Source organism: Flavobacterium sp., assembly GCF_040402955.1.
Lineage (GTDB): Bacteria > Bacteroidota > Bacteroidia > Flavobacteriales > Flavobacteriaceae > Flavobacterium.
Genome location: NZ_JBBALQ010000005.1, coordinates 115,231 through 130,186 on the forward strand (window position 1 = coordinate 115,231; position 14,956 = coordinate 130,186).

Sequence of the window (14,956 nt, forward strand, 5' to 3'; positions counted from 1 at the left end):
CATACAAGTTTTTAATTTACAGAATTTTACAAATAAACTATTGTTTTTTTTCTGTGAAAATTTTATTTAAAATATATTGACTTACCGATAATAGCACACTAAAAACTAGTGCTTGAAGAAACGTCATTTGAATACCATCAATAAAATAATCGGCGATTTTTACAATACTGGCATTAATAACCAATAAAAACAAACCTAATGACATAATTGTTACAGGAATGGCAAGGATTTTTAATATAGGTTTTAAAAAGGTATTTAAAAATGATAAAGCCACCGCCATAAATATTGCTGCCGAATAGTTGGTGATTTCAATTTTTAAAAAATACGAAATGATAAGTATTAATAGTGTTGAAATAAGTAATTTGATGAGGTAATTTTTCATTTTAATGCAATTAATTTATACATGTTTCCTTGAGGTGTAAATATAAAAAAATAGGCATCAAAATGATGCCTATTTAGAAATTATTTAAAAACTAACTTAGTTCGTTGGTAAAATACTGATACCTGGGAAATAAGTAGGATTGTGTAATGGTAAATTTGATTTGTATTTTGCATTAATTACTTTGATAATTTCATTTGCAATCACTGCATAACCACGTGCATTTGGATGCACACCATCTAAAGAAAACAATATTTGTCCTTCCGTAGCGGAACCACTAAAATAATTTGCTGTATAAATAGAATTTCCTGCAACTTGTAAACCAGAAACTAATTTATTCATGATGGCATTCATATCCGCTACAGCTAAATTTTTAGTAGCTGCAATAGCTACAATTGAAGTATTGTAAGCTGCGGTAGCCGCTGCCACATTAGCTTTTTCAGTTGTAGTTAAAACCCATTTGTTAGCTAATGGTAAAGTTACACCATTAACATTAAAAGGAGCAGTTCCAGCTGTATTAACTTGTCCAATAATTGAACTTGCTGGCAATACAATTAAATCGTTTGATGTCGCATGTCTTGCTTTTCCATATAATGCACCCAATGCAGCCGCATAAGGAGCAAAAGGAGTTGTTGCTGCCGCTGCTGTAATTGTTGAACCTATATCTGTTAATGATTCATCTCTAATTAATACTGGATTTTTGGTTCCTGCAGCAGTATTTAAAGCTGAAATTCTTCCGCCAGAAACTGCAGCTAAAAACTGATATAAACCAATTGCTGTTGCGTTACTAGATGTAGCTTCAGCTGGTAAAGGATTATAAGGGACAGTAGTAAAATACGGAATTGAAGTTACACTTGGAATGGTACATACCAAACCTTTGGATCCGTTTATTGTCAACGTGTTTATAATATTGGTATATACACTAGCAAATACTGTACTATTAGTGATATCATTCATTCCATAAGTAGCTGGATTTAAATTTCCAGTAGCATTATGATCTGCTGCTGGTGTTACGCCATCTGCTTGCGCACCACCTGAGGTAGCATAGGCTAATACATCGTTAGAACCTATCCAGTTAGTAAAAAACGTTGGGTTTTTTGTCATGGCATCACCTAAAACAGTAGCTGTTGGTGTAGTGGCATGTCTAGCAAAATATGGGTTTAAAGCGCCATATCCAGCGAATCCTAAATGAAATGATTTTGCACCTGGTACACCCATATTGTTATATGCTTTAGCTTGAGGTGTTAATGTAATTGTTGATGTTCCAGCAATTGGCTCTGGACGCCCTTGAGCAGCATCAATAACTAATCTTGTAGAACCTGGAACACCAGCAAAACCACCTAAATTAGTTACATCGTCTGCAAAAGAAGGTTGTGTAAAAGCACCTCCACCCACTAAAGCGAATTGTTGTGCTAATAAATTTGGGTAAGAATATGTTTGTCCTACTCTCGAAACGGTTCCGTCCATGTAACCTGCTGTAAGTGAATTACCCACTGCTAGATATCTTGTAAAATCTGCTTCACCAGAGGTATAAGCAGCATTTACTTCATTTTCAAATTCTGGTTCACAACCAGCAAATCCAATTGCTAAAGCTGCTACTAATATAAATTTATTTTTCATTTTTGATAGTTTTTAAAATTAGAAACCGTAAGTTATACCAATACCTGGTGAAAATACGGATGATTTATAAGTACCTCCAAAAGAAGTTGTTCCTGTATTAGTTGTTGGATCATCAAAATAATCGTAAGAATTATTAACTTCATCAAAATGTAAGTATAAGAATGACATGTCAATTCCTAATTTACTGTTTACTTGATACGTAAATCCTCCTGTATAACCTGTAGAATCGTTACGAGGTGTTTCTGGTGCGAAGTATCCTTTTTGAACTGGACTTTCATCAATATAATATCCACCTCTAACCGTTATTTTATCCGTTGCTTTATATTGTGCTCCAAAACGATAAGCACTTACGTCTTTATAATTTCTTGGATTCTCAGAACGTGGTAAACCATTAAAGAAATCAACATCCAAAGATTTATATACACTCCATTTGGTATAGTTGTAGTCAAAAGCAAATAACCATTTTTCCGAAGCTTTGTATGAAATACCTGTGGTAAATTCAGCTGGCAAAGGTAAATCTGCGCTAAAAGTAGTATTAGTAAAAGAAGCCGCTGCAATCGCTGGTACATCTGCAAATTGTGCAGAACCACCTCTTGCTTCCATAATAATTTCAGAACGGTAATCTATACCTAAAGTTACTTGTTTAGATACTTTAAACATCATACCTACATTATATCCAGATGCAGAAATTCCGGTAGCATCTAAAGTAACGTCTGTACCACTTCCATTGCTAGATAAAACTGGATTTGGTGTTAAATTTCTGTTGAAGTTTACACTTCCTTGTACAAAAATGGGTCCTCCACCAATACTAAAAACATCACCAACTTTAAACGAAACTGTTGGTTGAATAAAAATGGCTGCCAATTCAATGTTATTTACCAAATGCGCTCCAGCCCAGTCTTGATCCCAAGCTACAGAAGAACCATAAGGCGTGTACACTGCTAAACCTGCAGAAACCCAATCGTTAATTTTGTAAGTAGCATATAAACTAAATGGTGTTCCCAAATTGTCTGTTGCTGCCGTTTGATTAAATTGACTACTTTGAAATCTTGTTTTTGCTAGTAAAGCACTTCCACCTACTGATAAGTTGAATTTTTTGTCTAAGAAAGACATTCCAGCAGGGTTAAAAAACGCCACCTCTGCACTATTAACAACTGCAACTCCGGTATGTCCCATCGCCAATTGTTTCTGACCTTGAATAGATACTCTATACCCTCCTGCGAACATAGACACCGAAGCCAAGGTTAGTAATGATAAAGAAAATAATTTTCTCATAATTAAAATTTAGTTAGTATTAGTTTAAAATTTATTCAAAATTAACATTATTTATGAAATTGACAATTTTTTTAACGAAAATATTATGTATGCATATAATTTTTTATATAAAATTGTCAATTTCATTATAGAACGCAGTAGGATTTTCAGCATGTAACCAATGTCCTGCGTTTGGAATTGTGTGTATTTTTGCTAAAGGAAAATGATGCAAAATTGTTTCAAAATCGGAATCTAAAATATAATCCGATTTTCCTCCTCGAAGGAAAAGTACTGTCTTGTTAAACTTATTTTCAAACGGAAGTGCTGTGCCAATTTCAGGAATTTTTTCATTAAAAACAGGCAAATTAAATCGAAAATCTAATTGTTCTGGTGTTTTCCAGTATAGGTTTTTTAACAAGAATTGTTTCGTGCCAAAATCTGAAATATGTTTTGAAACAATTTCGTCAACTTCTGCCCTACTTGGTTTTTTAGAAAAATCAACTGCGTTTAATGATGCTAAAATAGTTTGATGATGCGGCGCGTAATATTTCGGACCAATATCTGCAATTATTAATTTTTCAACTAACTCTGGAAAAAAAGTGGCAAACAACATAGCAATTTTTCCACCCATTGAATGCCCTAGCAAAGTAATATCTTGTAAATTATGAAAATCTACATACGATTTTACATCTTCCACCATAACTTCATAATTAAACTCGTCTGAATGAAAACTTTTGCCATGATTTCGCATGTCTAACAAATGAATTTGAAAACCAAGTTGCGCAAATTGCAAGCCCAACGTTTTCCAGTTATCAGACATTCCTAAAAATCCATGAATAATTAAAAATGGCTTTCCATCGCCTTCTATTTTTGAGTATAACATTTTTATTGGTTAAAAGTTTATTTGGTTAAAAGTTTAAATGGCATAGGAATTAGATAATGTGAGAATGAGATAATAAGAGAATGAGAGAATTATTGCGAACATATAACAACTCACTTTTACTTTGTTACTTTGTTACTCTTCACTTTTTACTTTTTACTTTTTACTTTTTACTTCAACTTATTCAAATACATATTCACCACATTATCTAAGCCAAGATATAAAGATTCCGAAATCAAGGCATGTCCAATGGAAACTTCTAATAAATTTGGAATGTTATCTTTAAAAAATTTAATATTATCTAAACTTAAGTCGTGCCCAGCATTTATTCCTAAACCTAATTCATTTGCTCTTATGGCGGCTTTCACAAATGGTTCAATTGCAGATTGATTTCCTAAACTGTATTGATAGGCAAAACTTTCTGTATATAATTCAATTCTATCTGTACCCGTTTTTTTGGCACCTTCAACCATATTTTCATTCGCATCTACAAAAATAGATGTTCTAATGCCATTGCGTTGGAATTCTTGGATGACTTCTGTAAGATAATCTAGATGTTTTATGGTGTCCCAACCTGCATTTGAGGTAATTGCCCCAATAGCATCCGGAACTAAAGTTACCTGATCGGGTTTGCATTCTAAAACTAAATCAATAAAATTATGTTGCGGATTCCCTTCTATATTATATTCTGTGTACACAACATTTTTTAAATCTCGTGCATCTTGATAAGTAATGTGTCTTTCATCTGGACGTGGGTGAATGGTAATTCCATGGGCGCCAAATTTTTGAATATCTTTTGCCACTTGCAATAAATCAGGAACATTACCACCTCGTGCATTTCTTAAGGTTGCAATTTTATTAATATTAACCGATAACTTTGTCATAATTGAATTAAATTTGTACAAAATTACAAACAAAAATAGACTAATTTGTATTTTTTACTTAATTTGCAATAGTTTTGAAAATAGTCACATGGATAAAATTACAGATTTTATAAACAATCATTATAAAGCCCTACAAGTTAGTGATGCTGTAGCAGATGCCTCAGATTTATTTTTGGATGTAGCGTATTCTCATTTTCCAATTTTAGACCAAGATGTCTTTTTAGGTTCAATTTCTAAAGAAGACACAGCACTTTTTACGGGTACAGATGCTATAAGTGATCATAAATATAATTTGACTCGTTTTTTTGTTCGAAACGATATGAATTGGTTTGATGTTTTAGAAGAATTTTCAAAAAATCATACCAATCTTTTACCCGTATTAGATGACAAAAATAATTATTTAGGTTTTTATGAGCTTGATGATGTGCTTCATTTTTTTAACGAAACTACATTTGTTAAAGAAGACGGAGGCACCATTGTAATTGAAAAAGAAACGGCCGATTTTACGTTTAGCCAAATTTGTCAAATTGTAGAAAGTAATGATGCTAAACTATTAGGTGTTTTTATTTCAAATAAATCGGCAACGAAAACCGAAATAACGTTAAAAATTTCACGAAGTAATTTTAACGAAATCATACAAACATTTAGAAGGTATAATTATACCATTTTATCTGAACACCAAGAAGATGCTTATCTTGCCGATTTAAAAGAACGTTCCGATTATTTAAACAAATATTTAAATATATAAAAATTCACAAATGAAAATAGCAGTATTTGGTCAATATTATCAAAACAATACGCATTCTATAGTAGAAAAAGTAGTGGCGTTTTTAGATCAAAATAATATTGAAATTTGTTTTTATAAAAATTTTTACGACAAATTGGTTGAAAACGAGGTCGCATTATCAAAATACAGCACATTTGACACTCACGAATGTTTGAAAGATACTTTTGATTACTTAATAAGTATTGGTGGAGATGGAACTATTTTACGAGCTGCCACTTTTGTAAGAAACTACAATTTACCAATTATAGGAATTAACGCGGGAAGATTGGGATTTTTAGCAACAATTCAAGAAGAAAATATCGAAAAACTATTAACTCGAGTGGTGGGTAATGATTTTTCTATTTCGAAAAGAACTTTAGTTAGTCTGCATTCCTGTCCTGAAAATGCAGATTTAGAAGATATTAATTTTGCCTTAAACGAAATTACGGTTTCCCGAAAAGATACAACTTCTATGATTACTATAGAAACGTATATTAATAATGAATATCTAAATTCGTATTGGGCAGACGGATTAATTATTTCTACTCCCACAGGATCTACAGGGTATTCGCTTAGTTGTGGCGGACCTGTTATTATGCCCACATCAAATTGTTTTGTAATTACCCCAATTGCACCGCACAATTTAACGGCTAGACCTTTAATTATTCCTGACGATTCTGAATTGACCTTAAAAATAAAAGGTAGAGAAGAACAATATTTGGTATCATTAGATTCCAGAATTACTTCAGTTTCTAACGAAACAACCTTAACCATTAAAAAAACCAATTTTTTCATTTCAATAATCGAATTTCCAGAAGAAGGTTTCTTAAGAACTATTCGTAAAAAACTACTTTGGGGAGAAGATAAAAGGAATTAACACACGAATTTTCATTTTTTTGCGTTAATAAATCAAGTTAATCATCAAAAAAACTTGGTTTAAGATGGTTAGTACCTCAATATTATTATATTTGCAAACTATTTAAAAAATGAAAAGATTTTTATTAAATATTATAGGCGTATTATTCTGCATCACTTCGTTCGGACAAATTCACGAATTAGGTGTTTTTGTAGGTGGTAGTAATTATGTTGGAGACGTAGGAAAATCGCACTATTTGTCGCCAGATGATGTGGCGTTTGGAGTTTTGTATAAGTGGAATAAAAGCACGAGACATTCGTGGCGTTTTTCATACAAAATGGCATCTATTTCAGCAAAAGATATAGAAAGTAATGCCCCAAATAGAAAAAATAGAGGTTTTGAAATAAAAAACAATATCAAAGAATTTTCGGCCGGTTTAGAATTTAATTTTTTAGATTTTGATTTGCATCAGTCCGATTATGTATTTACACCCTATGTGTATTCAGGAATTTCAGCATTTGTTTATGATGAAATTTTTGTAATTGGTACGGAAAGTAAAATAGATTATCAACATTATTCATTAGCGATACCAATGATTGTTGGAATAAAATCTAAACTAACCAATCATTTGGTAATTGGATTAGAATCAGGAGCCAGATATACTTTTACAGATAATTTAGACGGAAGCAATCCGAAAAATAAAAATTTAGAAACATTAAAATTTGGAAATTTAAACAACAAAGATTGGTATATATTTACTGGGTTCACGCTGACTTATACATTTGGAAAAAACCCGTGTTTTTGCGCACATGAATAGAATGGAAAAAGAAATAGATAAAAATAACTTACCAAAACATTTGGCCATCATTATGGATGGCAATGGGCGTTGGGCAAAAAAACAAGGAATGTTACGTGTATTTGGTCATGAAAAAGGAACCAAATCTGTAAAACAAACCGTTGAAAACTGCGCCAAATTAGGTATTGAATTTTTAACACTTTATGCTTTTTCAACTGAAAATTGGAACCGACCAAAAATAGAGGTAGACACGCTAATGAAATTATTAGTTAGTGCCTTAAAAAAAGAATTAAAAACATTACAAAACAATGATATCAAGTTAAATGCGATTGGAAATTTAGGCACTTTACCAACCATAGTAAAAAAAGAATTAGAAGAAGTTATAGAAAAAACAAAAGCAAATAACAGAATGACTTTAACCTTAGCGTTAAGTTATGGTTCAAGAGATGAAATCATAAATGCTGTTAAAATAATTTCCGAAAAAGTTAAAAATAATATAATTTCATTAGATGCTATTGAAGAATCAATTATAAATCAGCATCTTTACACACAGAACATGCCAGATGTTGACTTAGTAATAAGAACAAGTGGCGAACACAGGATAAGTAATTTTCTTTTATGGCAAATTGCGTATGCTGAATTTTATTTTACAGACGTGCTTTGGCCAGACTTCAATGAAGAAGAACTACATAAAGCATTATTAAGTTATCAAAAAAGAGAAAGAAGATTTGGAAAAACTAGCGAACAAATTAGATAAATTGACAATGTTTAAAAACAGAATACTATTTTTATTTACTCTATTAGTAATAGGAAATACAGTAAATGCACAAGAAACAATATTAGAAAAAGGAAAAGAATACACACTTTCTGGAGTAGAAGTAACCGGAAAAGTTTCTTTTAATGAACAAACTGTTATTACATTTACTGGACTTGAAATAGGTAGTAAAATCAGAATTCCAGGAGATGAAATTAGTTTAGCCATTACCAAACTTTGGAAATTAGGTCTTTTTAATGACGTAAACTTTTATGTTAAAAAAATTGAAGGGGAAGCTATTTTTCTTGAACTAGAATTATACGAATTACCTAAACTAAATGATATAAAAATCAAAGGCGTTAAAAAAGGTAAAAGAGAAGATATCGTCAAAGAAACAGAGCTAACTAAGGGTAAAGTTGTAAATGATAACTTAATTACAAATACCAAAAACTACATTGAAAATAAGTATAAAAAAGACGGGTATTATAACACAAAAGTTACAATTAATACACTAGCCGATTCTACAAATACAAAAGTAGATATGGTGGTTTTTATTGATAGAGGAGAGAAAGTTAAAATTAGTACGATTAATTTTGTTGGAAATGAACAATTAGTTGATAAAAAACTTAAAAATTCATTTAAAAACACCAAAGAAAAAAAGGTTTACCGAGTTTTTAAAGCTTCAAAGTTTGTTAAAGACAAATACAAAGAAGATTTAGGAACGTTAGTAACAAAATATAAAGAAAAAGGATATAGAGACGCTAGAGTAGTTAGCGAAAGTGTGATATACAATAAAGAAACCAATAAAATAAAAATTGATGTAAATATTGAAGAAGGAAAAAAATATTACTTTGGAGACATTCGATTTTTAGGAAATACGGTGTATTCAGATCAAGCTTTGAATTCTATCTTAGGTATTAAACGAGGTGAAATTTACAACGGTGTTTTGTTAGAAAAAAGAATCGCTGACAAAACTTCTCCAGACGCTGAAGATGTATCCAATCTATACCAAAATAACGGGTATTTATGGTCAAACATCAATCCTGTTGAAGTTAAAACAGAAAACGATACTATTGATTTTGAAATTAGAATTTCAGAAGGTCCAATTGCCTATTTTAACAATATTACGGTTAAAGGAAACGACAAAACCAACGACAAAGTAATTTACAGAGAATTAAGAACCCGACCGGGAGAAAAATGGAATAAAGATTTAGTTATTCGTTCTGTTCGAGAATTGGGACAATTAGGATTTTTTGATGCAGAAGCCATTCGTCCAGAACCTGTAAATATGGATCCTGCTGCTGGAACAGTAGATTTAGATTGGACCGTTGTGGAAAAAGGTTCAAGTCAAGTAGAATTACAAGGAGGTTACGGTGCTGGGGGATTTATTGGAACTTTAGGATTATCGTTTAACAATTTTTCTTTAAAAAATATTTTTAATAAAAAAGCCTACCAACCTTTACCAATGGGTGATGGTCAAAAAATGTCTTTACGTTTACAGGCAAGTCAAGGTTTTCAAGTATATAGCTTGTCATTTACAGAACCATGGTTGGGCGGAAAAAAACCAATTAGTTTCTTTACATCCATTTCACACAGTAAACAATTTTTATTTGATTTCAGATCTAGAAATGTAACTAGAAATAAAAGTTTTAATATCTCAACATTAACTGTGGGTTACGGAAAAAGATTAAAAGTTCCAGATGATTATTTTAGTATTTCGAACTCTGTATCTTTTTCTTATTACGATTTAAATAATTACAATACAGGATTATTTACGTTTGGAAATGGCGCTTCAAGAAATTTAGCATTTAATACAACATTAACGAGAGATAGCAGGGGTTTAGACCCAATTTTCCCAGATAGAGGTTCAAATTTCTCGGTTTCTGCTAAATTCACACTACCTTATTCGTTATGGAATGGTGTAGATTACGCTAATTTAGAAAACAAAGAAGAGTATAAATTGAAAAACAATACTGTTTTTCCTACAGATGCAAACGGTAACGTATTACCCGTATATGTTAATGCAGCAGGCGGTAACACTTTTAATTATACTGAAGCTGTCGCAGATCAAAGTTTAGTAGATCAGGAACGTTTTAAATATTTAGAATTTTACAAAGTGAAATTTAGTGGCGATTGGTATACAAAAATATATAAAAAATTCGTTTTACGTACAAGAGCCGAATTTGGTTTCTTAGGTGCATATAATTCAGACAGAGGTATTGTTCCTTTTGAAAGATTTTTTTTAGGTGGCGATGGATTAGCAAATTTTGCTTTAGACGGTAGAGAGGTAATTCAATTACGTGGATATCCAAACAATTCACTATCTTCGCAAAATGGTGGAACGGTATATAATAAATATTCTATGGAATTAAGATACCCAATTACTATGAAACAATCAGCTAAAATTTATGCTATGAGTTTTTTAGAAGCGGGTGCTGCATTTGATAATTTTAAAACGTTTGACCCATTTAAAGTACAACGTGCTGCCGGTGTAGGATTAAGAGTATTTATGCCAGCTTTTGGATTATTAGGTATTGATTTTGCTCACGGATTTGATCCAATTCCTGGTGATACTATAAAAAGTGGTTGGCAAACCCACTTTATTATTGGACAACAATTTTAAATTTTGGCACGATAGTTGAATTTAACATTTACATTTATGAAAAAATATTTTGTTTTACTTTTTAGTTTTGTTTTATTTGCAGTACAAGGGCAAAAAACAACAAAAATCGGTTATATAGATATGGATTATATTTTGGAAAAAGTTCCAGAATATGCCGAAGCTAAAAATCAGTTAGAACAAAAATCAGCTGCTTGGAAACAAGAAATTGAAACCAAGAAAAATGAAATAAAAAAATTAAAAGATGCTTTAACTTCTGAAAAAGTGCTTTTAACAAAAGAATTAATAAACGATAAAGAAGAAGAGATAAACGTTCTTGAAAAAGAAATGCTGGATTATCAACAAAAACGATTTGGGCCACAAGGCGACTTAATGATTCAAAAATCAGCGTTAGTAAAACCTATACAAGACCAAGTTTTTAATGTAGTACAAGATATAGCTGCAGCTAGAAATTATGATTTCGTATTTGATAAATCTTCAGATTTAACTATGCTTTTCGCGGCAGAACGTTTTGATATAAGCGATTTTGTTTTAAAAGCCTTAGAAAGAGCCGGTAAAAAAGTTGAATTAACTAAAAAACAACAAAAAATTCAAGACGCTAAAGATGTAAGAGAATTTGACACAACTGAAAATCCTGAAATACTAGAAAAAGAAAAAGCTGTACAAGCTACAAAAGACGATAGAGAAAAAAAATTACAAGAGCGTAAAGATGCTGCCGCCGCAAAGAAAAAAGAAGCTGATGACAAAAGAGCAGCACTTTTAAAGGAAAGAGCAGATGCCCGTCAGAAATTATTAGATGACCAAAAAGCAAAAAGAGATGCTTTGTTAAATAAGAAAAAAGAAAATAAATAAACACAAATAACTAAATCAAAAATTAAATAACCCTTATTAAATTAAATTAAAATGAAACAATTTAAAACTCTAATTATTGCAATAGTACTATTTTTTGGCGCGCAAGTTGCAACAGCTCAAACCAAAGTTGGTCATATTGACGTAAGTGCATTAATGACGACTATGCCAGCTATGAAAGTAGCAGAAGCTCAATTAACAAAATTGAGAGAAGGATATGATAATGAATACAAAAAATTAGTAGCAGAATACCAAACCAAAGCAGCTCAATACCAAAAAGATGCAGAAACTGCTGGAGATTTATTAAATCAAACGCGTTCTCAAGAAATGCAAGATATGGGAACAAGAATTCAAAAATATCAAGATGATGCTTCAAAATCATTACAAGATAAACAAATTGAATTACAAAAACCAATCACAGAAAAAGCGTTAGCTGCTATCCAAAAAGTAGCTCGTGCTAAAGGCGTTCAATACGTATTAGACTCAACTCTAGGAAGTGGTGTTTTATTAGCTGACGGAATGGATTTATTAGCTGATGTTAAAAAAGAATTAGGTTTTTAATAAAACTTAAAAAAAATACTACAACTGCTCCATCTTATTTTTAGATTGAGCAGTTTTTTTTTACATTTGTTTTATGAGTAATAAAAATCCAATAGGGCTTTTCGATTCTGGTGTAGGAGGCACATCCATTTGGAAAGAAGTACACGCGCTTTTACCAAATGAAAGTACAATTTATTTGGCAGATAGTAAAAACGCACCTTATGGTCAAAAAAGTCAGGAAGAAATAATTGAGTTAAGTGTAAAAAATACCGAGTTATTACTTAATAATAATTGTAAAATTATAATTGTAGCTTGTAATACAGCAACAACAAATGCTATTAAAGTATTAAGGGCTACTTATGACATACCGTTTATTGGAATTGAACCCGCTATTAAGCCTGCCGCATTACATACAAAAACTCAAAAAATTGGGATTTTGGCCACACAAGGCACATTAAATAGCGCCCTTTTTCATCAAACTGTTGCTTTGTATTCGGATGTGAAAGTAGTGGAGCAAATTGGTTACGAATTGGTTCAACTTATAGAAAGTGGTGCAATGCATTCTGAAAAAATGACACAACTTTTAAAAGATTACTTACTGCCTATGGTTGCTGAAGGTATTGATTATCTGGTTTTGGGCTGCACACACTATCCGTACTTGATTCCACAAATTAAAAAAATAATTCCTAACCACATTAAAATTATTGATTCTGGTGAAGCGGTTGCCAAACAAACCAAACATATTTTAGAAGTAAACAACTTATATAACACTTCAAATGAAGTGTTTCACTCCTTCTTTATTAATAATCCAAAAGAAGTCATGCAAGAATTAGTTGGCACTGCATTTAAAGTGGATTATATGGTTTTTTAGTCTTCTTTAAACCAACTGGAATACATTACGTAATTATTAGAAATTCGATCAATTTCTCCTGCAAAATCACTTGTATTTAATGCTTTTACTTTTTTTGCTGGAATGCCTGCATAAATAAAACCACTTTCAATGTGCGTATTTTGAGTTACAACACTCCCCGCTCCTATTATTGAATTACTATCAACCACACAACCATCCATAATGATGGCACCCATTCCCACTAAAACATTATCATGAATAGTACATCCATGAACAATGGCATTATGTCCAATAGAAACATTATTACCTATAATTGTTGGGTGTTTTAAATAAGTACAATGGATAACTGCTCCGTCTTGGATGTTTACTTTATTTCCTATTGAAATAAAATTAACATCTCCTCTTATTACAGCATTAAACCAAACGCTACACTTTTCTCCAAAAGAAACATCGCCTACAATGGTGGCATTTTCTGCAATATAACAATCAGCCGGAATAGCAGGTTTTTTACCTCTAACTTCTTTAATAATCATACAAAAATATTTAAAAAAAAAATCCCGAAAAGTCGGGATTAATTATATTAGTTTGAAACGGCTGGGCAGTTACAGTCGTATGCTTTTGGTTTGCAGAATAAATTTAATCCAACTGTTAATTGATGATATCCTGCATTATCAAATTTAACATCACCAATCACCTGGTTATAAGAATAACCAAACATAAACTGCTTAAAGTTAACCCCTACAAAAGGTGTTATGTATTGTAATTTTTGAGTATTTACTACGCCTCTTTCTTTTGTATATTGTGTTCCTTCAAAACTAGTTCTATAAGAAAGTCCTCCCCAAATATTACCGAAGTCCATTGCTTTATATACTTTTGCATTTAAATCAATGGCTTTTTCTCCTGTTTGTTCTGTAACTTGAAACATAAATGATGGTTCTACAGAAATATTATCAGTATCTCCAAAATTTGCACCTGCACTCCATAAGTATTTTCTTAAGTTATCAGATTCAACTCCTGCTAAATATAATTCTCTTCTGTTAGCAATAAAATTTTTCACCGTTACATGTGTGAAAAAATCCATATAGTGATAAGAAGCTCCAATATCAATATTAAAATAAGAATCTTTTTGAGTAATCCCACCATAAATTTGCGGATCAAAAACCTTAAAAGCGGTCTCATCTAATCTGCTTTGAATAAAAGCTGTACTTAATCCGAAAGAAAGCATGTTTAAATCTGCTTTTGTTCGTGAAAATAATAAATGATGGGCATACGTTAATTTTGCTCCTGATTGAGAATGGTATCCATTTCTGTCATTAAAAGCAATCATTCCTACTCCAGATTTACCATCTTCATCTAAAGCGGTATTAAAACTCATTGTTTGTAGAGATGGCGCATCCTGCTGACCAAACCATTGTTGTCTTCCAGTAACCCTTAATTTAGAGCAATTTGAAGCACCAGCCATCGATGGATGTATCAAATAATAATTATCGGTTAAATAATCTGTATAAACAGCAATACCTTCTTGTGAATAGGCTGATTGAAAAAAAATAGTTAGGTTAAGTAGTAATAAATTTCTTAGTTTCATAGTAATCTTGTCTTATCTTTTTAACGAAAAATGGGCTTTAAATAATTTTTGTTGATCTTTTTCTGTATAGTCAATTGTGAACCAATAATCTGTTGACGGTATGTCTTCACCGTTGTATTTACCGTTCCAACCTTCACCTAATGGATCAATTTGTTTCATTAGTTTTCCATATCGGTCAAATATATAAATTTTTGCGTTATGTTTTGCTTCTAATCCAATAATTTTCCACGTATCATTGATTCCATCACCATTTGGTGTAAAATATTTTGGATAATCAATTACTAATACTTCTATAGTTAGGTTCGTACAACCTTCTGTATCTT

The 14,956-nt window shown here is 31.5% G+C and carries 16 protein-coding genes; 8 read left to right on the forward strand and 8 right to left on the reverse strand.

Features of this window, described 5'->3' with window-relative positions; genetic code table 11:
- Nucleotides 1-37 precede the first annotated feature (37 nt).
- The 5 genes from ABWP78_RS04420 to ABWP78_RS04440 all read right to left on the reverse strand — a co-directional run bounded on the left by ABWP78_RS04420 (nucleotide 38) and on the right by ABWP78_RS04440 (nucleotide 5,017).
- Complete coding sequence (locus tag ABWP78_RS04420; protein ID WP_353169518.1) at nucleotides 38-382, reverse strand: phage holin family protein; 345 nt, start codon at nucleotides 380-382, stop codon at nucleotides 38-40.
- 96 nt (nucleotides 383-478) lie between these two features.
- Entirely contained in the window at nucleotides 479-1,999 is a 1,521-nt protein-coding gene (locus ABWP78_RS04425) for an SGNH/GDSL hydrolase family protein (RefSeq protein ID WP_353169519.1), read from the reverse strand.
- Between the two features lie 18 nt (nucleotides 2,000-2,017).
- A complete protein-coding gene (locus ABWP78_RS04430) occupies nucleotides 2,018-3,274 on the reverse strand; it encodes an OmpP1/FadL family transporter (RefSeq protein ID WP_353169522.1) in 1,257 nt (418 codons plus the stop codon).
- Between the two features lie 103 nt (nucleotides 3,275-3,377).
- Nucleotides 3,378-4,136: an alpha/beta fold hydrolase gene (locus tag ABWP78_RS04435; protein WP_353169525.1), complete on the reverse strand. Its 759-nt coding sequence runs from the start codon at nucleotides 4,134-4,136 to the stop codon at nucleotides 3,378-3,380.
- Between the two features lie 167 nt (nucleotides 4,137-4,303).
- The gene (locus ABWP78_RS04440) at nucleotides 4,304-5,017 is read right to left on the reverse strand and encodes a pyridoxine 5'-phosphate synthase (RefSeq protein ID WP_353169526.1); all 714 of its coding nucleotides are present in this window, start codon (nucleotides 5,015-5,017) and stop codon (nucleotides 4,304-4,306) included.
- 88 nt (nucleotides 5,018-5,105) lie between these two features.
- Here ABWP78_RS04440 and ABWP78_RS04445 point away from each other — a divergent pair, with 88 nt between their 5' ends.
- From ABWP78_RS04445 to murI, 8 genes are all read left to right on the forward strand, one after another.
- Nucleotides 5,106-5,765, forward strand: a complete 660-nt coding sequence (locus tag ABWP78_RS04445) for a CBS domain-containing protein (RefSeq protein WP_353169529.1) — start codon at nucleotides 5,106-5,108, stop codon at nucleotides 5,763-5,765.
- 10 nt (nucleotides 5,766-5,775) lie between these two features.
- Nucleotides 5,776-6,660 carry an NAD kinase gene (locus tag ABWP78_RS04450; RefSeq protein WP_353169531.1) on the forward strand — a complete coding sequence of 295 codons (885 nt, stop codon included), beginning with the start codon at nucleotides 5,776-5,778 and terminating at the stop codon, nucleotides 6,658-6,660.
- A gap of 109 nt (nucleotides 6,661-6,769) precedes the next feature.
- The gene (porG, locus tag ABWP78_RS04455) at nucleotides 6,770-7,456 is read left to right on the forward strand and encodes a type IX secretion system protein PorG (RefSeq protein WP_353169533.1); all 687 of its coding nucleotides are present in this window, start codon (nucleotides 6,770-6,772) and stop codon (nucleotides 7,454-7,456) included.
- 1 nt (nucleotide 7,457) lies between these two features.
- Nucleotides 7,458-8,192, forward strand: coding sequence for an undecaprenyl pyrophosphate synthase (gene uppS, locus ABWP78_RS04460; RefSeq protein WP_502905457.1), 735 nt, complete (start codon nucleotides 7,458-7,460; stop codon nucleotides 8,190-8,192).
- Between the two features lie 7 nt (nucleotides 8,193-8,199).
- A complete protein-coding gene (bamA, locus tag ABWP78_RS04465) occupies nucleotides 8,200-10,812 on the forward strand; it encodes an outer membrane protein assembly factor BamA (protein ID WP_502905459.1) in 2,613 nt (870 codons plus the stop codon).
- 36 nt (nucleotides 10,813-10,848) lie between these two features.
- Nucleotides 10,849-11,661 (forward strand): OmpH/Skp family outer membrane protein, encoded by an 813-nt coding sequence (locus ABWP78_RS04470; RefSeq protein WP_353169537.1) that lies wholly within the window; start codon nucleotides 10,849-10,851, stop codon nucleotides 11,659-11,661.
- Between the two features lie 51 nt (nucleotides 11,662-11,712).
- Nucleotides 11,713-12,219, forward strand: coding sequence for an OmpH/Skp family outer membrane protein (locus tag ABWP78_RS04475; protein WP_353169540.1), 507 nt, complete (start codon nucleotides 11,713-11,715; stop codon nucleotides 12,217-12,219).
- Between the two features lie 73 nt (nucleotides 12,220-12,292).
- The gene (gene murI, locus ABWP78_RS04480) at nucleotides 12,293-13,069 is read left to right on the forward strand and encodes a glutamate racemase (protein WP_353169542.1); all 777 of its coding nucleotides are present in this window, start codon (nucleotides 12,293-12,295) and stop codon (nucleotides 13,067-13,069) included.
- Here the strand turns inward: murI and ABWP78_RS04485 are convergent.
- The 3 genes from ABWP78_RS04485 to ABWP78_RS04495 all read right to left on the reverse strand — a co-directional run.
- Nucleotides 13,066-13,581 carry a gamma carbonic anhydrase family protein gene (locus tag ABWP78_RS04485; RefSeq protein ID WP_353169545.1) on the reverse strand — a complete coding sequence of 172 codons (516 nt, stop codon included), beginning with the start codon at nucleotides 13,579-13,581 and terminating at the stop codon, nucleotides 13,066-13,068. The two genes, murI and ABWP78_RS04485, sit on opposite strands and share 4 nt — an antisense overlap.
- A gap of 47 nt (nucleotides 13,582-13,628) precedes the next feature.
- Nucleotides 13,629-14,633: a PorP/SprF family type IX secretion system membrane protein gene (locus ABWP78_RS04490; protein WP_353169547.1), complete on the reverse strand. Its 1,005-nt coding sequence runs from the start codon at nucleotides 14,631-14,633 to the stop codon at nucleotides 13,629-13,631.
- Between the two features lie 12 nt (nucleotides 14,634-14,645).
- Nucleotides 14,646-14,956: T9SS type B sorting domain-containing protein (locus ABWP78_RS04495; protein WP_353169550.1), on the reverse strand; the 311-nt coding region annotated here is incomplete at its 5' end.